Source organism: Pseudolysinimonas sp., assembly GCF_039912695.1.
GTDB lineage: Bacteria > Actinomycetota > Actinomycetes > Actinomycetales > Microbacteriaceae > Pseudolysinimonas_A.
In genome coordinates this window covers 118,380-136,514 of sequence record NZ_JBDSPJ010000021.1, presented here as the reverse complement: position 1 = coordinate 136,514, position 18,135 = coordinate 118,380, and the positions used below count along the sequence as shown (strand labels likewise).

The following is an 18,135-nucleotide window of genomic DNA, read 5'->3' as shown; positions in this document are numbered from 1 at the left end:
CGCAGACTACAGGCGGCATGTCATACCCCTCAGGTTCTTCCCCGGAGCAGGTCGTTCTGCTATCGGAGGATGGCGACCCGATCGGCACCGCCGACAAGGCGACCGTGCACGGCGACAACACTCCGCTGCACCTGGCGTTCTCGTGTCACGTCTTCGATGCCCGCGGCCGCATGCTCGTCACCCGCCGCGCGCTCGGCAAGGCTGCCTTTCCCGGCGTCTGGACGAATGCGTTCTGCGGGCACCCGGCTCCCGGTGAAGACCCTCTGGATGCCATCCGCCGCCGCGGTCTGCGCGAACTGGCCCTGCCCATCCACGATCTCGAGGTCGTGCTGCCCAACTTCCGCTACCGAGCGGTGGATGCCGGCGGCGTCGTCGAAAACGAGATCTGCCCGGTCTACCGGTCGCTCGCGCGCGACGACCCGATGCCGCGGCCCGATGAGGTCGACGACTGGGCCTGGGTGAAACCGGGTGACCTCGTGAAAGCGGTGACTGCGGCGCCGTTCGCGTTCAGTCCGTGGCTGGTGCTGCAACTGCAGCAGTGGGATCCCATAGCTGCCTAGCGGGAGCTCCTAGTTGCCCGGCGAGCCGGCATCCGTCGTCGTGACGTCGGTGCGGTGGAAGTTCTGGAACGATCGGGATGCCGTCGGCCCCCGCTGCCCCTGGTAACGGTTGCCGTACTGGCCCGAGCCGTAGGGGTTGTCGACCGGCGAACTGGTGCGGATGAAGCACAGTTGCCCGATCTTCATGCCCGGCCAGAGTTTGATCGGCAGGGTCGCGACGTTGCTCAACTCGAGCGTCACGTGTCCCGAGAAGCCGGGATCGACGAACCCGGCGGTCGAGTGCGTCAGCAACCCGAGGCGTCCCAGGCTCGACTTGCCCTCAAGCCGGGCCGCGATGTCGTCGGGAAGCGTGACGAGTTCGAACGTCGACCCGAGTACGAATTCCCCGGGGTGCAGGATGAACGGCTCATCCTGTCGCGTCTCGATGAGACGGGTGAGGTCAGGCTGCTCTTCAGCCGGATCGATGAACGGGTACTTGTGGTTGTCGAACAGGCGAAAGAACCGGTCGAGCCGTACGTCGATGCTCGACGGCTGGATCATCTCCCGGTCGAGAGGTTCCAGACCGATGCGCCCGGCATCCAGTTCTTTACGGATGTCGCGGTCGCTCAGCAGCATGTGTCGAGATTAGCGGGGTTGGTTACACTTGCTCAGTCGGTGCTGGGGCTCCACCCCCGCACCGATACGCGGATGTAGTTCAATGGCAGAACTTCAGCTTCCCAAGCTGATAGCGCGGGTTCGATTCCCGTCATCCGCTCCGTCGTCACCTCTCAGCGAACGCGGTTGTAACTTCCAACCCGTTCACCGTCTCTATTCTCCGGACCAGGCTTCGCTGATATCGCCGCGCTATCATGGCGACATGTCTGAGGAAGCGGTCGGCGACATCCTCCGCGTGCGACGGCTGAACGCTGGGTTGTCGCAGCGGGCGCTCGCGCTGCGCGCGGGCGTGCCGCAGCCGAACATCGCCGCATACGAGAGTGGGCGGCGCGCGCCCTCCGCCGCGACCCTTGATCGCCTGATCGCGGTGCTGAACGCTCCGACCTTGGAGAAGGTGCAGGCGCAGCGGGTGGCGATCATCCGTGCCGCTACGGGCCGGCAACTCAGCGACGTGCGCGTGTTCGGGTCAGTTGCCCGCGGTGAGGCCGGCGCCGAATCGGATGTCGACCTGCTCGTTCACCCTGCCCCCGAGGCGTCGGTGTTCGACCTCGCAGGCTTCATGTCTGAGGTCGAAGACCTGCTCGGTGTCGGCGTTGACGTGGTGTCGGATCGCGGTACCGGCCCCGCGATGGAGCGCATTCGCGCAGAAGCCATCCCCGTATGACCGACGACCTGGATCGCACCCCCGCGATCCTTGCCGACATCGCCCGCTTCGCCGCCAGTGCGCAACGCGTGGTCGACCGTGGCCACGCTCACTTCGTCGACCCTGCGGATGATGAGCAGCGCCGCATCGCGCGATCTCTACTCGTTGACCTGTCAGCGGCGGCCGATCGGCTGTCCGAGCCGTTCCGGCAAACCCACCCTGAGGTTGATTGGAGGGGCATCCGTGCGGTGCGCAATTTCATCGCGCACGACTACGACGGCACCGACGAAGAGATCTTGTGGCAGGCGATCGCCGTGCAGTTCCCCGCAGTCGCCTTGGCGTTGTTGAGCTGAATCCCATCCGCCGAATCTCAGCGGCGGAGGTCTTTCCGCAGGATCTTCCCCGACGACGACTTCGGCACGACGTCAATGAACTCCACCTCGCGCACCTTCTTGTGCGGCGCGACGTGTTCGGCGACGAAGTCCATCACCATCGGGCCGTCGAGTTCGGCGCCCTCCCGACGCACGACGAAGGCGCGCGGGAACTCCTGCCCGTCCTCATCCGTCGCACCGACCACGGCGGCATCGGTGATGTCGGGATGCGTGAGCAGCAGCGCTTCGAGTTCGGCCGGCGCGACCTGGTAGCCCTTGTACTTGATGAGTTCCTTCAGCCGGTCGACGATGTAGAACTCGCCTTTCGCACCGACCGTCGCGATGTCGCCGGTGTGCAGCCAGCCGTCGGCATCCACGGTTTCGCGGGTTGCCTCCTCGCGGCCTAGGTAGCCGAGCATCACCTGCGGACCGCGCACCCAGATCTCGCCGGGCTCGCTGACGCCGTCAGCAGGCAACTCGACGTCGCCACCCGAGTCGACCGACACCAACCGGATCTCGGTGTTCGCGATCGGCACTCCGATCGACCCCATCGAGAGGTCGTCGCGCTCCGGCGGGTGCACGTGTGTGACCGGGCTGGCCTCCGACATCCCGTAGCCCTGCCGCATCCGGGCACCGAGTCGGGTCGCGACGGCCGCCATCAGGTCGGCCCCGATCGGCGCCGCACCGGAGAGGATGGCGCGCACGCTCGACAGGTCGTACTCGTCGATCAGCGGGTGCTTCGCGAGCGCGACCGCGATCGGCGGCGCGATGAACAGGTACGTGCAGCGGTGCTCCTGGATCAAGGTCAGGAATAGCACGAGGTCGAACCGCGGCATCGTGACCAGCGTCGCGCGCTTCTTGATCGCGATGTTGAGCAGCACGGTCATGCCGTAGATGTGGAAGAACGGCAGCACGGCGAGCACGACATCGTCCGCGACGACATCCAGCACCGGATAGGTCTGCACGACGTTGGCGACCAGGTTGCGGTGGCTGAGTTGCACGCCCTTGGGCAGCCCGGTCGTGCCGGACGAGTAGGGCATCACCGCAACGTGAGTGGCGGGATCGAATGACACCGCGGGCGCCGCGTGCCCCTCGCCGAGCAGGTCGCGCAGGCTCTGGTGACCCTCCATCCCGTCGAGCACGACGAGATGGTCGGCGTCGATTCCGAGGTTGTCGCACGCCGCCTTCGCCTGTGGGTAGAGCACGCTGAGCGTAAACATGAACGTCGCGCCCGAGTCGCGCAACTGGGTCTCGATCTCCTCCGCGGTATACAGCGCGTTGAGGGTCGTCGCGGTCGCACCCGAGCGCAGGATGCCGTGAAACACCGCCGCGAAAGCCGGCACGTTGGCGCTGTGCAGCGCCACGACATCCCCGACTCCGAGGCCGCGTGCGGCGAGCGCCCCCGCGACCCCTTCGATCTGCTGAACCAGCGCGCCGAAGGTCGTGGTCGCCCCGGTCGGCCCGTCGATCAGGGCAACCCGCTCCGAGTCGGCAGCACTCAGGTCGGCGAACAGAAAGTCGAAGACGCTGACATTCGGGATGACCTCGTCGGGGTAGGGGCTGCGGAACATGGGATCTCCTTTGATCGCTCCCTTCATCCTCTGCCTTTCGGCCGCAATGCGAAATGGGGGCGAAACCCCATCCCGATAGAGTCTCGGAATGTCCGTATACCCAAGTGGTCAACCGCCGATGCCCCCGAGAAGCAACAACACGTTCGCCAAGGCGCTTCTGATCTCCTGCGGCAGCATCGTCGTCGTCACCATCCTGATCGTGGTGTTTGTCGGTGTCTGGATCAATTCGCTCTGGTCGGATGCGTCACACCAGGTCGCCGAAGAATCGCCCGATCCCGTCGCGGTCTACGTCATGTCGGAGCGCCCCGGATGGCAGGACATGTACGACACCATCCACGGGGTCTACGACAAATATGACGCCGCGCTCACTGACGGGACGATCATCAATCTGACCCCGGTTCCCTTGACGAGCAGCCCTGACTACTACAAAAACTTCTTCATCATCCTGTCGGACCAAAAGGCAGCGCTCATTTTCATGGACGATCTGACCAGCACCGATCCTGAGGACCTGGACGCACAAATCGCTGCGGCCAAAGACAAAACTCTGGAGACAGAGCGGCGCTTTCTTGCCGGAGAAGACTTCGAGACCCACATTCGGTGGGTCTCGAACGACGGAACGGTCTACGAATCGGACGGCGTGCCGAATTCTCCGGATGGCAACCCGATCGCGGCCGACCCGGAACAATACGCCCGCGACTTCCAGCCGCAGACCGACGCCAACGGTAGCTACCAGGGGGCCGCGGAGCTTCTCGCCGCCCAGTTCGGCGTGGTGCTCAACTACGACTATTCAGTGATCGAAAAGTACTGCCCATCAGCCGAAGGCTCTTCTAGCGCGAATGTTGCCGCTGCGTTCTGCGGCTATAGCCCGACCGTGGTGTACGTGAACGCGGCTACTAGCTACTACCCCGCGGAGTATTCACGCATCGACTTCATCTATGTGATCAAGCATGAGCTCTCGCACGAGCAAATTTTCGGAATCTGCGGCACGGGCAGCCCTTCGATTACTGGCTCCCACAATGAGGGTGTGGCGAACTCATACTCCGTCATCTACCTCGGCGCTGACTACGATGCCGTTCAAGCTCGGTCGCAGGGCTACCCCCAGTACCTGATGTCCGCCGAAACTGATGCGCTTGCGAAGTCGATCCACGACGGACACTGCCACTAAGAGCGGGCTGTTGGTCAGCCCGCGACCGTCTCCACGAAACGAACCAGCGCGGCCGAGATCTGAGACCGCGCGTCGTCGTCGCTGATCGACGGGGTACCGTCGCCCGACTGCAACCCGTAGTCGCCGCACTGGGCGTGCCCAGCGCCGTCGATGATCGTGAACTCAGCATCCGAGGGCAGGTTGGGCCGCGAGGCCGCAATGCTCTGAGGCGTTGCCAGTCCGTCGCGTGTGCCCGAGATCGATTCGACCGGGATCGTCAATGACCTGCTGATGTCGCCAGCGGGGTAGGAGGCGCAGAACGCCAGGCCGACGGCCGGTGCCACCGCATCCGCGTCGGCGGCATCCGCTTCGATTGCCGCTACCGTCCCGCCGAGCGAATGACCGGCAAGCACCCAGCCCGCGAATCCAGGATGCGCAGCCCGCGCCGCGTCGAAGGCGCCGAGCGCCAGGAACCCGATGCCGAGCGGTTGCTTGGCGATGACCACTGTGTGGCCGGCCTCCGCCACGGGTCGCAGCACCGCGGCATAGGCGCGGGGGTCGACGAGCGCTCCGGGCTGGTAGAACACGGCGATCGAGCCGGGTGTTGCGGGCGCCAGGACGATCTCGGTCGCGGTCTCGGTCACCGTGATCCCGCCACCAGACTCCATCGCGGCGAGCGCTGGCTCGAGGGCCGAGTGCGGGCGCAGCCAGGCGATCAGCGCGACCCCGCCAACGGCGAGGATTAGCAGCACGATCCGGCCGACCTTGCGGATGCCACCCCGGCGGGCAACACCGCGTCGGCGCAGCGTGAGCAGAGTGGCGACGATTGCCGCGAGCACCGCGAGGCCCAGCAGGACGCCGTACGCGGGGTGGCCGTGCGTGACGCCGCCCCACTCCGTGACGAGTGCCCACACAACGACGACGACGGCGGCGGCGGCGATCACGAGCGCGATCCAGGCGATGGCATCGAGGCGGCGGCGGGGCGAATCCATGGAAGGAGCGTAAGTCGAGAACCCCATCCCGGCACACCCCATCCCGGCACACAGGAGCGTTGAGTTACCGTGTGGGCATGACGGTGTTCTCTCCCGAAGTGGTCGACGCGGTGCTGAATCACATGAACGGCGACCATGTCGACGACAACGTGCTCATCGTGAAGGCCTTCTCGGGGCGCGAAGCAACTGAGGCGACGATGAACGACCTCGACGAGCAGGGCGGCACCTGGCGGTACGTCGCCGAGGGCGAGGAGCACCAGCTGCACATCCCGTGGCCCAGCGCCCCGCTGAGCGAACGACCCGAGATCCGCCGCGAGGTCGTCGTGCTCTACGACGCCGCGTGCGAAAAACTCGGCGTCACCCCCCGAGTGCACTGACCCACGTGCGCTGACGCTCCCTCCGCATCCGTGACCCCCAACGCGCCGTGACCCCCTGGAGTGTCGTCACCCGCAGCTCTCTCGGATTCGCGGCACTCGGGGCCGGGCTGATCCACCTGGCACTTGCGATCGGCGCCGAGGTGGGGCTTGCCGTCGGTCTCGGGGTGGTGGGTGCGGTCGAAATTCTGTGGGGCGTCCTCGCGGTCTCCCGCCCCGGTCTCCCCGCGCCCCGGATTACCCTCGCCGGCGCCCTCGTGCCCCCGATCGCGTGGGTGCTGGTTCTCGCCACCTCGGTCAGCGGACCCCGGCTGTTGCCGATGCTCGCCGCGACGCTGCTCGATCTCGCCATTGCCGTCGGAATCGCGATGGGGTTGCGTCGACCGACCGGCCGAGAATCCCGTCGGCCCGCGATCGGTATCGCCGTGGCGGCACTCCTCGTCACGCTCATCTCGGTGCCTGCCCTGTTGGCAACCGGGGCCATCGATCACCTCCCGGTGCCCACACCACCCCACGTCGGGCACTAGCCCGCCGTGCACCCCTCCGCCACGAACTAGGTCGCGCTCAGCCCGTGTGGCACCATGAGACCGTGTCCGTCATCCCCTTCTCTCAGGCGCTTCGCGAACGTACCCGCACCGGTCACGGCGAGAGCGAAGGGGCGGGCTTCATGCACGACCTGATGACCGGCGTCGGCACCCGCGACGACTACATCGCACTCGTCGCGCAGCATTACTTCGTCTACGAAGCACTTGAGGCCGCCGCGACGCGGTTCGTCAACGACCCGGATGCCGCGCCCTTCATCAACGAACAGCTCACGCGTCTTCCGGCGCTCGAAAGCGACCTGGAGTTTCTGGTCGGCCCCGACTGGCGCGAAAAGATCCACGCCGTGCCCGCGACCGAACGCTACGTCGCCCGCATCCGCGAGGTGGAAGCCGAAGGATGGGGCGGCGGTTTCGTCGCTCACCACTACACGCGCTACCTCGGCGACCTCTCCGGTGGGCAGGCGATCGGCCGCCTGATGTCGCGCTATTTCGGGTTCGAGACCAACGGCATCCTGTTCTACCTGTTCGACCAGATCGCCGACCCGCGCGCGTTCAAAGACACCTACCGCGAGCAGCTCGACGCCGCCGACTGGGAGACGGACGAGTCTGAGCGGGTCATCGACGAGGTGATCACCGCGTACCGCCTCAACACCGACCTGTTCGAAGATCTCGCGGCAGCGAAGGCCGCTGCGTAGCGCTTACGGTCCCGCTTGGCTCCAGCCAGGCGTGGTCGGACCCCGCTCGATGTCCGTCCATCCGCGCATGGCTCCAGCCAAGCGCGACCGGCCGCCCCCTAGCCGCCAACCCTACGGTCAGCCGGCCTGGATACCGGGAATCGCCTGCACCTTCGACATGAACCGCCGCACGTTGTCGTCGACGATGATGTCGCTGGGCCGCAGGGGCCTCGTCAGGTAGAGCCCCTCGAGCTCGGTGATGCGGCTGAGTGCGACGTAGGTCTGCCCCGGCGCAAACGAGCGCGGCCCGAGATCGACGATCGCGCGGTCATAAGTTTTTCCCTGGGATTTATGGATGGTGACCGCCCACGCCAACCGCAACGGAAATTGCGTGAACTCGGCCACGACATCCTTCTTCAGGGTCTTCGTCGCGGCCTCATAGGAGTACTTGTAACGCTCCCAGACAGCGGGTTGCACCTCGAAGTCTTCGCCATCGACCTCCACCGTGACCGTGCCACGACCGATACTGACGACCTCGCCAATCGTGCCGTTCACCCAGCGCCGATCCATGCCGGTGTCATTGCGCAGAAACATCACCTGGGCGCCGAGCTTCAGGTCGAGTTTCTCGTCGGCCGGAAAGGTGCGGTTTCCGAACTCGCCCGTCACCTCGGCGACCGCCGACCTCGAGATACCCGGCAGGCGGCCGAGACCCTGAGCGTTGATCCTCGCCACCGCGGCATTCGTCGTGGCGAGGGTGATCGCGCCCTCGGTCGGCGCCGGACGAGCCCCCACCTCATTGAGTCGCCCGGCCATCTCGGCGGTCACGGCGCCATGCCGCACGGCGGTGAGCAGTCGCTTGAACTCGAGTTCGTGCTGACGATGGATCGTCGTCAACTCGTAGATGCGCAGGTCGGCTTCGTCCCAGACTTTCGCGTCGAAGAACCACATCGATTTGTAGTGATCGGCGAAGTAGGCGCGCTCCTCGTTCTCACCCGGCACCGGAGCCAACTGATACGGATCTCCGAACAGGATGATCTGCACCCCACCGAAGGCCTCGTGCGGGCGCTGCCGAGCTTGGCGCAGCGAGCGGTCCATGGCATCCAGCAGGTCGGCGTTCACCATCGAGACCTCGTCGACCACCAGGGTGTCGATCGCCGACAGCAGTTTGCGCAACTCGGGCGGCTGCTCGAGGTCGTGATCGGCAATCACGCCGATCGGCAACCGGAACAGCGAATGGATGGTCTGGCCACCGACGTTGAGCGCGGCAACCCCGGTGGGGGCGCAGATCGCGAGCGTGTGCGACGAGAACCAGGAGAGGTACTCCAAGAGCGTCGACTTGCCGGTGCCCGCGCGGCCGGTGACGAAGATGTGGTCCCGAGTGTTCTCGATCGCCGCGACCACTGCCGCCTGTTCGGGCGAGAGGTCGGGCAGCTCCACCGGGCAACTCTAGGCCTTGTGAATGCATCCCTTGGCCCCACCCGAAGGCCGAGTAGCGTGAGGAGATGATCATCTTCGGTACGCGCACCAGCTCGATTGCCCTCGCGGTCATTTCGTTCCTCTGTGGCTTCTGCAAGGTGCAGGCCGCACAGCGCATCTTTAAGCGCGTGACGAAGTTCACCCTCTTCTTCATCCCGTTGTTTCCTGTCTCGACGCGGTATTTCGTGACCTGTGTCAACTGCGGCGGCACAACTGAGATCAACAAACAGCAGGTCGATCACTACCAGGAGTTCATCGACAACCAGCGGATCGAACGCGATCTCGACGAGCGGCTCGAAGCGAACTGATCGCGCTTTCGTAGGATGCAAGGGTGCGACGCGCGGTAGTGCCCTGGCTGGTCGCCGCTCTGCTCGCGACCGCGGCAGCAACCGGCGGCGTGTGGGCGCTCAACGCGACCACCTTCGGCCCGGCCGGTTTCGTACGCGTCTACCTCGAGGCGGTCGCTCGGGGTGACGCCACCGGAGCTCTCGGGCTCGCCGGAGTGACCGTCGACCCGGCAGCTCGCACGGACTTTCTCAACGACCGCGCGCTCGTGGGACTGACCGACCTGCGTGAAGTGTCGGAGGTGCCCGGCGACGACGGCACCACGGTCGTCACGTTCGCCTGGCGTGCCCCGAGTGGCGACGGACTGAGCAGTTTCACGGTGCGCGCCGCGGGCACCCGCTTCGCGATCTTTCCGAGGTGGGAGTTCGCGATCTCCCCGGTCGCGACGCTGCACCTCACCGTTGAACACGACCAGCGCTTCACCATCAACGGGATCGACGCCACCAGCGGAGTGGATGCTGCCGATCCCGTCGACTACGCCGTACTCGTGCCCGGCGACTACACGATCGACCACACCTCGACCTACCTGCAGGCCGAAGCCGTCGTCGCCATCCCCGATCGACCCTCGTCCACGATCGCGGAGAGCCTCGACATCGAGCCGTCGCCCGCCTTCGCGAGCCGGGTGATGAAAGAAGTGGATGCCACCCTCACGACCTGTGCCACGCAGCTCGTGCTCTTTCCGACCGGATGCCCGCTCGGCCATTCGATCGCGGACCGCGTCGTCTCGACTCCGACCTGGTCGATCGTCGACTACCCGAACCTCGACATTGTTGCGTCGGCGACCTTCGGGCAGTGGAGCGTTCCCCCGACCACTGGCACCGCCCACCTGACCGTCGACGTGAAGTCGCTGTTCGACGGCACCGTCACCACCTTCGACGATGACGTCGAGTTCACCGTGCGGTTCGGTGTGACGATCGAGCCCGACGACACGACCCTCAGGATCGTCCCGCACTACGACGATTGAGAGCGGCTTGCTCCGCCAGCATGTCGTTGTAGGCGGTGAGCTCGGCATCCCCGTCGCGAGCGGCAGCGCGGTCTCCCCGTTTGGCATCGCGCTCGTCACTGCGGCTCCAGAGGAACGCCACGAGGATGGCCAGCGCGACGGTCGGGATCTCGCCGACGCTCCACGCGATCCCGCCGCCGTTTTGCTGGTCCATGAGCGGCGGATCACCCCAGGTGCGACCCGTCGCTCCGTACCAGTCGGCGAGCAACAGCCCGGTACCCGTCATCAGGGAGAGGCCGAAGAATGCGTGGAACGCCATCACGGCGAGCAACAGGATCAGCCGCAGCGGGAACGGCGCGCGTTCGGCCACCGGATCGACCCCGACGAGCGCCTCCGCGAACAAATAGCCGACCGCCAAGAAGTGGATGATCATCCAGGTGTGGCCGACGTGATCTTCGGTCGCCCACCGGAACAGCGGGGTGTAGTAAAACGCCCACAGCGAGGACGCGAACAGGATGCCCGCGACGATCGGATTCGTGAGGAGGGCAGCCGCCTTCGAGTGGGTGAGCACCATGATCCACTCGCGCGGGCCCCGACTGCCGTCGTCGCGTTTGTGAATCGCTCGAAGACCCAGGGTGATCGGCGCACTCAGCACGAGCAGCACGGGGATCGTCATGCTCAGCAGCATGTGTTCGAGCATGTGCTGACTGAAGAGGAACTGCTCGTACACGTTCAGCGCACCGTTGGTCACCCAGAACAGCGCGAGCATCCCGGCCACCCACAGGATCGTGCGATGCACCGGCCAGCGGTCGCCGCGGCGGTGCAGGCGCCACACGCCGACGAGATAAAAGAAGATCGCGAACCCGATCACGAGCGACCACAGCAGGTCGAGATTCCATGAGGTGAACCAGCGGTCGGCGGTCAGTTCGGGTGGCAGCGGGGTGCCCTCGGTGAGAACCTCAGCCGCGGTCTGGGTCGTCGGTTGGAGCGCGAGCGAGACCGGGTTAGCGGTGCGCGCGAGCGCGGCCGCGACTCCCGACGCGATCCCCATGAACGCCAACTCCGACCCGACGAGCAGCCAGAACCACTTCTGCGCGGCGCCCGCGGCAATGCGCTTCAGGATGGCTCGACGTTGGAGTGCTCCGAAAAGTCCCAAGGCGCCAAGAGCCCCCACCTTGATCAGCACCAGGAGCCCGTACGGGGTGAGCAGCGAGGGGAAATCTCCGACCCGGATGGCGGCACTGACGTAGCCCGACGCCGCAACGACGATGAAACAGATCAGCGCGATCGTTGAGTACCGCGGCATCACGGCGGCAAGCCGAGCGGGGCTGAGTTTCGAGCGGGTGAGGGCGATCGTCAGCAGCCCGCCGACCCAGAATGCGGCGAACAGCGTGTGCAGCCAGATCGCCGTCACGGCGGCGGCGTGGCTCGAGTTGCCGGCAGCGTGACCCGTGTCGTTGGCCAGAGGCACCAGCCCGAGAACCGCGGCAATCGTGACGGCACCCAGAACCGTGACGTTGCGCACCGCGAAACACGCCACGGTGAGAAGAGCGCCGACCAGAACCGAAATCAGCCAGGCCCGACCCGCCGGAAGCTGGGTGAGGAACGACCCGAGCTCTTGGCCGTAACGCTCGTCGAAACTGAGCGACGTCTGGTACGCGCTCGAGAAGGTCAGGAACGCGGCGGCAGCGCCCGCCACGGTCCACACCGCGGCGCCTGCGGCGGCGATGTCGAGCGCACGCCCGAACTCGGGCTCGCGTGCACTGAACGCGAAGATCGCGAGGGCGAGAGCACCGAGGGCCGTTGCGATCCCGAACTGGTAGATCATGGTCGCGATCGGGATGCCGTACAGCACGATCGGATCGCCGCCGAATACGCCCGGCTTCGCACCCCCGCCCAGCGAGAGCCCGATCAGCACCGCCGCGAACGCTGCAAGCAGCAGGATGGCTGGCCCGGCGATCCGGATGAGGCGAAGCACGGCGCAAGCCTAAGCCGCGCCGCCCTGTGCAACCTGCGCCCCCCGTGCTACCTGCGCCCGGAAACGGCGAAGGGCGCCGACTACACAGTCGGCGCCCTTCGCGATACGTCTTACTTGACGGCAGCCTTCAGCTTGCTGCCGGCCGAGACCTTGACGCCCGTGCTGGCTTTGATGTGAATCGCTTCGCCGGTGGCGGGGTTGCGGCCCATACGTGCGGCACGCTGCGTCGGCTCGACGCTCAACCACCCGGGGATGCTGACCTTCGCGCCGTCGTGGAGCGACTTGGCGAGAACGGCGAACAGCGAATCGACGACGGCGGCAACCGCGGTCTGACCCTGGCCCGAGTCCGCGGCGATAGCGGCCACGAGATCAGCCTTGTTGAGTGACTTGTCAGCCATGATGTCCTCCTCGGACCTTGTTGTTTCGTTGGCGGCCGGAGTCGAAACGCCCCCGGAACCGCATTGAAACTAACAGAAAACACCGTGAATCCCTGTGAAGTCGGGACCGTGGCGGAATCTGGGGATGAAATGACGAAAGCCCGATCCGCGTGGGACCGGGCTTTCGGGTGAAATCTGGGCTGTTACCAGCTCGACTTGGTGATTCCGGGCAGCTCACCGCGGTGAGCCATGTCACGGAATCGCACACGAGAGATTCCGTACTTGCTCAGCACACCACGCGGGCGACCGTCGATGGCGTCGCGGTTACGCAGACGGACCGGCGACGCGTTGCGCGGCAGCTTCTGCAGCCCGAGGCGGGCGGCGTCGCGGGTTGCGTCGGTACCGTTCGGGTCGATGAGCGCCTTCTTCAGCTCGAGACGCTTCGCGGCGTACCGCTCAACGATGACGGCGCGCTTGTCGTTCTTGGCGATCTTGCTCTTCTTAGCCATTACCGCTCCTCACGGAATTCGACGTGCTTGCGCACAATGGGGTCGTACTTCTTGAGCACGATGCGGTCGGGGTCGTTGCGGCGGTTCTTGCGGGTCACGTAGGTGTACCCGGTACCGGCCGTGGAGCGCAGCTTGATGATGGGGCGAACGTCTTGTGCCTTCTTGGCCATTAGAACTTCTCCCCACGCTTCAGCAGATCCTGAACGACAGCTTCGATGCCGCGAGCGTCAATCACCTTGATGCCCTTGGCGGACAACGTGAGGCTGATGGTGCGCTTGAGCGACGGGACGTAGTACTTCTTCTTCTGCACGTTCGGATCGAAGCGGCGCTTCGTGCGGCGGTGCGAGTTTGAGATGTTGTGTCCGAAGCCGGGAACGGCTCCGGTCACTTGGCAGACAGCTGCCATGACTTTCCTCCTACGGGTTACCGTGAAGCGAGTGCTTCACCCAAGATCACTTGTCGGCACGCGATCCCGCCCCTCTCGGAGCGGTACGTACAAGAAGCCCCGTTTCCGAGACACCTCTTGATACTAGGTCGTTGTGCCCGCCGTCGCAATGCGCGTGCAGTCCGGGCAGAGGCCGAAGACATCCACGATGTGTTGCGGCTGGGTGAATCCGTGCTGGGCGGCGACCGCATGCGCCCAGGTTTCGACCTCATCCGCCGCGATCTCGACCGTGGTGCCGCAGTTGCGGCAGATCAGGTGGTGGTGGTGCGTGCCGGGAGTGCAGGCGCGGTAGAGGCTCTCGCCGTCTTGCTGCAGTGAGTCGGCGTCGCCCTCGACCGCGAGGTCGGCGAGCGCTCGATAGACGGTCGCGAGACCGACCCCCGACCCGGAGTCGCGAAGGGCGGCGTGCAACGACTGCGCGCTGACGAACCCGTCGGCGTCACCGAGCGCGTCGCGCACGGCGTCGCGCTGCCAAGTGTTGCGCTTCATGCCAGTACCGTCCTTCCGCCACTGTGTTTTCCTCTCAAGCGGGCTCGCCCTACCAGTCTGCACACCACGTAGATCAGAAACGAGATCGTCGTCACGTACGGGCTAATCGGCACGCTTGATCCCAGCGCCAACAGGATGCCGCCCACGAGCGAAACTGTCGCGAACGTCACGCTCAATGCGGTGACAACCACCGGCGACGACGACACCCGCAGAGCTGCGGCGGCCGGCGTCACGAGCACCGACAGCACGAGCAGCGCGCCGACGACCTGAACACCGATCGCGACCGAGAGTCCGAGCAGCACCATGAACGCGATCGACAGCACCCGGGTCGGGATGCCGCGCGCCGCGGCGACCTCCGCATCCACGCTCGCGAAGGTGAGCGGCCGCCACAACACGAGCAAGCCGAGCACGACGACGGCACCGACGATGGCCAGGACCCCGAGCCGCGGATCATCGACCGCGACGATCTGGCCGGTCAGCAGCCCGAACTTGCTCGATGCGCGGCCCGGATACAACGCGAGGAACAGGATGCCAAGCCCCAGCCCCGCAGGCATCAGCACCGCGGTGATCGAGTTGCGGTCGCGTGCCCGCGCACCGAGAAGGCCGATCAGCACCGCCGCGACGAGTGATCCGGCAATCGACCCGGTGACCACGCCGACACCCGTGAGTAGACCCGCCGCCGCGCCGGCAAACGACAGTTCGCTCACCCCGTGCACGGCGAACGCGAGGTCGCGCGACATCACGAAGACACCGATCAGCCCGCCGACGATTCCGAGCACGAGTCCAGCCAGGATCGAATTGTGCAGCAACCAGATCAATTCTCCGTAGTCCGAGAAGTTGAACAGCGCCGACCACCAGTCGCCCGTCATGGCAAATCTCCCGCGTGGTCATGCTCATGCTCGTGCGCATGCGACTGGTCGGGAGCACCGACGATCACCACGCGATCACCCGAGCGGATGACATCCACCGGCGATCCGTAGAGGTCGCTGAGCACGTCGCTGCGCAGCACTTCGTCGGGCGTGCCGATGCTGAACCTGCCGCCCGCGAGGTAGAGCACCCGGTCGACCGCACCCAGGATCGGGTTCACGTCATGGGTCACGAACAGAACGCCGAAGCCGCGCTGCTTCCGGTTGTCGTCGATCAGGTCGCTCACCGTGCGCTGCTGCTTCAGGTCGAGCGAGAGCAGAGGTTCGTCGCACAGCAGCAGCGCAGGTTGCCCGGCGAGAGCCTGCCCGACGCGAAGTCGCTGCTGTTCCCCACCCGACAGCCGCGCGACCGGGACGTTCGCGAAGTGCGTCGCTCCGACATCCTCGAGCGCGGCATCCACCTGGGCTCGACGGGAACGGGACGGGAGGCCGACTCCGAAGCGGTGGCCGTCGATACCGAGGCGCACCAGATCGCGACCCCGAAGTGCGGTGCCCTCATCGGCGAGGCGCTGCTGGGGAATGTACCCGATGCGACGGTTCCCTCGGTGAGCCCGTTCGCCCAGCACCCGGATGTCACCCGCGCTCAGTTCGTGCTGGCCGAGGATCGCGCGCAACAGGCTGGTCTTACCCGACCCGTTCGCCCCCAGTACGGCGACGAACTGCCCCGGTGCGACATCGAGATCGAGCCCCGACCAGAGCGTGCGGGTGCCGAGGCGCAACTCGGCGTCGTGAATGCTGAGCACGGCACCGTCGGGATGCTGCGCGCTCATCCAAGGGCTCCCTCGAGTTGGTCAAGAACACCAGACTGCCAGGTGAGGTAGTCGAGGCCGGCGGGGATCGTCTCGGTCACGGCGAACGACGGCACGCCATCGGTGGCTGCGGCGGCGAGGATGGCGTCGGTCTGCGGCCCGGAGGTCTGCCCGTTCACGACGACGACCGACGCGTTCGGGATGACGGTGAGCACTTCCTGCAGAAGCGTCGGCGGCACGTCGGAATCGTCTTCGATCGCGGCGCTGAATTGCGGCGGGGTGAGATTCATCAGGCCGGCGCCCGTGAGCAGGTAGAGCGGCACCGGCTCGGTGATGACGACTCCCTCGCCGGAGTGGTCGCGGGCGATCGCCGAGACGCGGTCTTCGAGAGCGGTGAGCGAGGTCTGGAAGTCGGCCAGCAACCCGGCCCGAGCGGGGTCGGGGTCGATCGCATCGAGGTCGGACGCGATCGTCGCCGCGAGACGCGACATCGTCGGGTAGTCGTACCAGACGTGTTCGTTGAACCCGGCGGCAGTCGGGTCGGCCAATCCAAAGTCGACCGCGTGCAACACGACCGCCGAGGAGTTGCCCGACGCCGCGTACATCGTGTCGACGAAGTCGTCGTAGCCGCCGCCGTTGGCGATCACCAGGTCGGCTTGGGCGAGTTCGAGTTGCACTCGCGGATTCGCCTCAAAGCTGTGCGGGTCGGCGGTCGGGTCGTCGATGATCGCGGTGACGTCGGCACCGCTGCCGGCGAGTGCCTGTGCGATCGAGGCATACACGTTCGTCGAGGCGACGACTTTCACGACGCCATCGTGCGCGGGATCGGTCGGTGCGGAACAGGCGGTGAGTCCCGCCGCGAGTAAGGCGGCGACGGGAAGCACGGCAAGACGACGGATCACTCTGCGGACGCTACCCTTTGTTGAGAACGATTGTCAAACTCAACACGTCGGCAAGTCAGCGCGTCGGCAACTCAGCGCGTCGGCAACTCAGTCGAGCAGTAGAGCGGGCTCCTCGAGGACCGCCGCAAGATCCGCCGTGAAGCGGCTCGCGACGTCCCCATCGACGACCCGGTGGTCGAATGCTGCCGACACCGTGGTGACCCACGCCGGTCGCACTTCACCATCGACCACCCACGGCTTTTGCTTGATCGCGCCCAGCGCCACAATGCCGACTTCGCCGGGATTGAGGATCGGCGTGCCGGTGTCCATCCCGTACGAGCCGAGGTTGGTGATCGTCACTGTGCCCTTCGACATGTCGGCCGGAGTGGTCTTGCCGTCGCGGGCCGTGAGGGTGAGCTGCTCGAGCGCCCGCGCGAGGTCGAGCAGGCTGAGATCTTGCGCGTCCTTGATGTTCGGCACGATGAGTCCGCGCGGAGTCGCCGCAGCGATCCCCAGGTTGACGTAGTGGTGCACGATGATCTCTTTGTCGGTCCAGCTCGAGTTGACGGTGGGGTTACGCCGCACGGCCCAGATGACCGCCTTGGCCATCACGAGCAGCGGGCTGACGCGCACCCCGGCGAAATCGGTCGAGTCTTTGAGCCGGCGCACGAACTCCATCGTGCGGGTCGCGTTGACGTCGGTGAAGACGCTGACGTGCGGGGCGGTGAAGGCGCTCGACACCATCGCCGTCGCGATCGCCTTGCGCACGCCCTTGACCGGGATGCGCTCTTCGCGTTCCTCACTCCAGGCCGGCGTTTCGAGGTTGCGGAACACGCTTGCCTGCTGCGCGATCCGGATGACGTCCTCCCGCAGAATCTCGCCGGCGAGGCCTGTTCCTTCGACGGTCGCGATCTCCACCCCGAGATCTTTGGCCAGCTTGCGGATCGGCGGCTTCGCGATCACCGGGGCGGCGGATGCGGCCGGGATCGATGCCGGACGGCGGGCGGATGCCTTCGCGCCCTCCGCGGTCGCGCCTTCGATGGTCGGGGCGCCTTCGGCCAGCACGACGGCACCCGGCCGACGTCGGCGCGTCGTCGCACGCCCGCCCTTTGAGCCGTAGCCGACCAGAACCGCACCCGGCTTCTCGGCAGCTTCCGCCTCTTCGGCCTTCGCGGAGGCCACCGGGTCAGCGATTTCGCCCCCCAGCGACTCGGTACCGCGCGGCGCCTGCAGCTCGATCGAGCCGCCCGCGGAATCCACTCGGATGATCGGGGTGCCGACTTCGACAGTCGCGCCCTCTTCGGCGAGGATCGCCGTCACGATGCCCGCGAACGGAGAGGGCAGTTCGACCAGAGACTTCGCCGTCTCAATCTCGACCAGCACCTGGTTAACCGTGACGGTGTCGCCGGGTTTGACCTTCCACGAGACGATCTCGGCCTCGGTCAGGCCCTCCCCGACATCTGGAAGCGGAAACTCGGATTGCGCCATGTCA

23 protein-coding genes and 1 tRNA gene are annotated in these 18,135 nt (G+C 66.0%); 10 read left to right on the top strand and 14 right to left on the bottom strand.

The features are described from left to right. Positions 1 to 17: 17 nt before the first annotated feature. Positions 18 to 560 (top strand): isopentenyl-diphosphate Delta-isomerase, encoded by a 543-nt coding sequence (idi, locus tag ABIR17_RS08055; protein ID WP_348003857.1) that lies wholly within the window; start codon positions 18 to 20, stop codon positions 558 to 560. 9 nt (positions 561 to 569) lie between these two features. Here the strand turns inward: idi and dcd are convergent, their stop codons facing one another. Next, a complete protein-coding gene (gene dcd / locus ABIR17_RS08050) occupies positions 570 to 1,175 on the bottom strand; it encodes a dCTP deaminase (RefSeq protein WP_348003856.1) in 606 nt (201 codons plus the stop codon). A 68-nt stretch (positions 1,176 to 1,243) separates the two neighbouring features. On the opposite strand from dcd, the gene ABIR17_RS08045 reads away from it, so the two are divergent. The 3 genes from ABIR17_RS08045 (at position 1,244) to ABIR17_RS08035 (ending at position 2,210) form a co-directional block, all read left to right on the top strand. Beyond that, positions 1,244 to 1,314, top strand: a tRNA-Gly gene (locus tag ABIR17_RS08045). A gap of 102 nt (positions 1,315 to 1,416) precedes the next feature. Then, positions 1,417 to 1,878, top strand: a complete 462-nt coding sequence (locus tag ABIR17_RS08040) for a helix-turn-helix domain-containing protein (RefSeq protein WP_348003855.1) — start codon at positions 1,417 to 1,419, stop codon at positions 1,876 to 1,878. Continuing rightward, positions 1,875 to 2,210, top strand: a complete 336-nt coding sequence (locus ABIR17_RS08035; protein WP_348003854.1) for a HepT-like ribonuclease domain-containing protein — start codon at positions 1,875 to 1,877, stop codon at positions 2,208 to 2,210. The genes ABIR17_RS08040 and ABIR17_RS08035 overlap by 4 nt, the downstream gene beginning before the upstream one ends. A 17-nt stretch (positions 2,211 to 2,227) precedes the next feature. On the opposite strand, the gene ABIR17_RS08030 is transcribed toward ABIR17_RS08035, so the two are convergent. Further along, positions 2,228 to 3,799, bottom strand: a complete 1,572-nt coding sequence (locus tag ABIR17_RS08030) for an AMP-binding protein (RefSeq protein ID WP_348003853.1) — start codon at positions 3,797 to 3,799, stop codon at positions 2,228 to 2,230. Positions 3,800 to 3,887: 88 nt separating this feature from the next. On the opposite strand from ABIR17_RS08030, the gene ABIR17_RS08025 reads away from it, so the two are divergent. Beyond that, a complete protein-coding gene (locus ABIR17_RS08025) occupies positions 3,888 to 4,964 on the top strand; it encodes a hypothetical protein (RefSeq protein WP_348003852.1) in 1,077 nt (358 codons plus the stop codon). 14 nt (positions 4,965 to 4,978) lie between these two features. Here the strand turns inward: ABIR17_RS08025 and ABIR17_RS08020 are convergent, their stop codons facing one another. Beyond that, a complete protein-coding gene (locus ABIR17_RS08020; RefSeq protein WP_348003851.1) occupies positions 4,979 to 5,935 on the bottom strand; it encodes an alpha/beta hydrolase in 957 nt (318 codons plus the stop codon). Between the two features lie 77 nt (positions 5,936 to 6,012). Here ABIR17_RS08020 and ABIR17_RS08015 point away from each other — a divergent pair, with 77 nt between their 5' ends. The 3 genes from ABIR17_RS08015 (at position 6,013) to ABIR17_RS08005 (ending at position 7,546) form a co-directional block, all read left to right on the top strand. Then, on the top strand, positions 6,013 to 6,312 hold the full coding sequence (locus ABIR17_RS08015) for a DUF2470 domain-containing protein (RefSeq protein ID WP_348003850.1): 300 nt from the start codon (positions 6,013 to 6,015) through the stop codon (positions 6,310 to 6,312). Positions 6,313 to 6,359: 47 nt separating this feature from the next. Beyond that, positions 6,360 to 6,836, top strand: a complete 477-nt coding sequence (locus ABIR17_RS08010) for a hypothetical protein (protein WP_348003849.1) — start codon at positions 6,360 to 6,362, stop codon at positions 6,834 to 6,836. 62 nt (positions 6,837 to 6,898) lie between these two features. After that, on the top strand, positions 6,899 to 7,546 hold the full coding sequence (locus ABIR17_RS08005; protein WP_348003848.1) for a biliverdin-producing heme oxygenase: 648 nt from the start codon (positions 6,899 to 6,901) through the stop codon (positions 7,544 to 7,546). A gap of 117 nt (positions 7,547 to 7,663) precedes the next feature. On the opposite strand, the gene ABIR17_RS08000 is transcribed toward ABIR17_RS08005, so the two are convergent. Further along, entirely contained in the window at positions 7,664 to 8,962 is a 1,299-nt protein-coding gene (locus ABIR17_RS08000) for an AAA family ATPase (protein ID WP_348003847.1), read from the bottom strand. A gap of 65 nt (positions 8,963 to 9,027) precedes the next feature. Here ABIR17_RS08000 and ABIR17_RS07995 point away from each other — a divergent pair, with 65 nt between their 5' ends. After that, the gene (locus ABIR17_RS07995; RefSeq protein ID WP_348003846.1) at positions 9,028 to 9,309 is read left to right on the top strand and encodes a zinc-ribbon domain-containing protein; all 282 of its coding nucleotides are present in this window, start codon (positions 9,028 to 9,030) and stop codon (positions 9,307 to 9,309) included. A gap of 23 nt (positions 9,310 to 9,332) precedes the next feature. Beyond that, a complete protein-coding gene (locus tag ABIR17_RS07990; RefSeq protein WP_348003845.1) occupies positions 9,333 to 10,310 on the top strand; it encodes a hypothetical protein in 978 nt (325 codons plus the stop codon). On the opposite strand, the gene ABIR17_RS07985 is transcribed toward ABIR17_RS07990, so the two are convergent. The 10 genes from ABIR17_RS07985 to ABIR17_RS07940 all read right to left on the bottom strand — a co-directional run bounded on the left by ABIR17_RS07985 (position 10,282) and on the right by ABIR17_RS07940 (position 18,131). After that, entirely contained in the window at positions 10,282 to 12,267 is a 1,986-nt protein-coding gene (locus ABIR17_RS07985) for a cytochrome c oxidase assembly protein (protein WP_348003844.1), read from the bottom strand. The two genes, ABIR17_RS07990 and ABIR17_RS07985, sit on opposite strands and share 29 nt — an antisense overlap. 110 nt (positions 12,268 to 12,377) lie before the next feature. Continuing rightward, positions 12,378 to 12,665, bottom strand: a complete 288-nt coding sequence (locus ABIR17_RS07980) for an HU family DNA-binding protein (RefSeq protein ID WP_348003843.1) — start codon at positions 12,663 to 12,665, stop codon at positions 12,378 to 12,380. A 182-nt stretch (positions 12,666 to 12,847) separates the two neighbouring features. Further along, entirely contained in the window at positions 12,848 to 13,153 is a 306-nt protein-coding gene (gene rpsN, locus ABIR17_RS07975; RefSeq protein WP_348003842.1) for a 30S ribosomal protein S14, read from the bottom strand. Continuing rightward, positions 13,153 to 13,323 carry a 50S ribosomal protein L33 gene (gene rpmG, locus ABIR17_RS07970; protein WP_120762131.1) on the bottom strand — a complete coding sequence of 57 codons (171 nt, stop codon included), beginning with the start codon at positions 13,321 to 13,323 and terminating at the stop codon, positions 13,153 to 13,155. The genes rpsN and rpmG overlap by 1 nt, the downstream gene beginning before the upstream one ends. Next, the gene (gene rpmB, locus ABIR17_RS07965) at positions 13,323 to 13,559 is read right to left on the bottom strand and encodes a 50S ribosomal protein L28 (protein WP_348003841.1); all 237 of its coding nucleotides are present in this window, start codon (positions 13,557 to 13,559) and stop codon (positions 13,323 to 13,325) included. The genes rpmG and rpmB overlap by 1 nt, the downstream gene beginning before the upstream one ends. A 123-nt stretch (positions 13,560 to 13,682) precedes the next feature. Further along, positions 13,683 to 14,087 (bottom strand): transcriptional repressor, encoded by a 405-nt coding sequence (locus tag ABIR17_RS07960; protein ID WP_348003840.1) that lies wholly within the window; start codon positions 14,085 to 14,087, stop codon positions 13,683 to 13,685. Then, a complete protein-coding gene (locus ABIR17_RS07955) occupies positions 14,084 to 14,956 on the bottom strand; it encodes a metal ABC transporter permease (RefSeq protein WP_348003839.1) in 873 nt (290 codons plus the stop codon). Before ABIR17_RS07955 ends, ABIR17_RS07960 begins: the two co-directional genes overlap by 4 nt. Then, positions 14,953 to 15,783: an ATP-binding cassette domain-containing protein gene (locus ABIR17_RS07950; protein ID WP_348003838.1), complete on the bottom strand. Its 831-nt coding sequence runs from the start codon at positions 15,781 to 15,783 to the stop codon at positions 14,953 to 14,955. The genes ABIR17_RS07955 and ABIR17_RS07950 overlap by 4 nt, the downstream gene beginning before the upstream one ends. Next, positions 15,780 to 16,664: a zinc ABC transporter substrate-binding protein gene (locus ABIR17_RS07945; protein ID WP_348003837.1), complete on the bottom strand. Its 885-nt coding sequence runs from the start codon at positions 16,662 to 16,664 to the stop codon at positions 15,780 to 15,782. The genes ABIR17_RS07950 and ABIR17_RS07945 overlap by 4 nt, the downstream gene beginning before the upstream one ends. An 87-nt stretch (positions 16,665 to 16,751) precedes the next feature. Next, entirely contained in the window at positions 16,752 to 18,131 is a 1,380-nt protein-coding gene (locus ABIR17_RS07940; RefSeq protein ID WP_348003836.1) for a dihydrolipoamide acetyltransferase family protein, read from the bottom strand. Between the last annotated feature and the right edge of the window lie 4 nt (positions 18,132 to 18,135).

Excerpts from the sequence above, each read along its gene's own strand:
- ABIR17_RS07950 (WP_348003838.1), bottom strand. The coding sequence starts at position 15,783 with ATGAGCGCGCAGCATCCCGACGGTGCCGTGCTCAGCATTCACGACGCC.
- ABIR17_RS08030 (WP_348003853.1), bottom strand. The coding sequence starts at position 3,799 with ATGTTCCGCAGCCCCTACCCCGACGAGGTCATCCCGAATGTCAGCGTC.
- ABIR17_RS08035 (WP_348003854.1), top strand. The coding sequence starts at position 1,875 with ATGACCGACGACCTGGATCGCACCCCCGCGATCCTTGCCGACATCGCC.
- rpsN (WP_348003842.1), bottom strand. The coding sequence starts at position 13,153 with ATGGCTAAGAAGAGCAAGATCGCCAAGAACGACAAGCGCGCCGTCATC.
- ABIR17_RS07940 (WP_348003836.1), bottom strand. The coding sequence starts at position 18,131 with ATGGCGCAATCCGAGTTTCCGCTTCCAGATGTCGGGGAGGGCCTGACC.
- ABIR17_RS07955 (WP_348003839.1), bottom strand. The coding sequence starts at position 14,956 with ATGACGGGCGACTGGTGGTCGGCGCTGTTCAACTTCTCGGACTACGGA.
- rpmG (WP_120762131.1), bottom strand. The coding sequence starts at position 13,323 with ATGGCCAAGAAGGCACAAGACGTTCGCCCCATCATCAAGCTGCGCTCC.
- idi (WP_348003857.1), top strand. The coding sequence starts at position 18 with ATGTCATACCCCTCAGGTTCTTCCCCGGAGCAGGTCGTTCTGCTATCG.
- ABIR17_RS07960 (WP_348003840.1), bottom strand. The coding sequence starts at position 14,087 with ATGAAGCGCAACACTTGGCAGCGCGACGCCGTGCGCGACGCGCTCGGT.
- ABIR17_RS07980 (WP_348003843.1), bottom strand. The coding sequence starts at position 12,665 with ATGGCTGACAAGTCACTCAACAAGGCTGATCTCGTGGCCGCTATCGCC.
- ABIR17_RS08015 (WP_348003850.1), top strand. The coding sequence starts at position 6,013 with ATGACGGTGTTCTCTCCCGAAGTGGTCGACGCGGTGCTGAATCACATG.
- rpmB (WP_348003841.1), bottom strand. The coding sequence starts at position 13,559 with ATGGCAGCTGTCTGCCAAGTGACCGGAGCCGTTCCCGGCTTCGGACAC.
- ABIR17_RS08025 (WP_348003852.1), top strand. The coding sequence starts at position 3,888 with ATGTCCGTATACCCAAGTGGTCAACCGCCGATGCCCCCGAGAAGCAAC.
- dcd (WP_348003856.1), bottom strand. The coding sequence starts at position 1,175 with ATGCTGCTGAGCGACCGCGACATCCGTAAAGAACTGGATGCCGGGCGC.
- ABIR17_RS08020 (WP_348003851.1), bottom strand. The coding sequence starts at position 5,935 with ATGGATTCGCCCCGCCGCCGCCTCGATGCCATCGCCTGGATCGCGCTC.
- ABIR17_RS08040 (WP_348003855.1), top strand. The coding sequence starts at position 1,417 with ATGTCTGAGGAAGCGGTCGGCGACATCCTCCGCGTGCGACGGCTGAAC.
- ABIR17_RS07995 (WP_348003846.1), top strand. The coding sequence starts at position 9,028 with ATGATCATCTTCGGTACGCGCACCAGCTCGATTGCCCTCGCGGTCATT.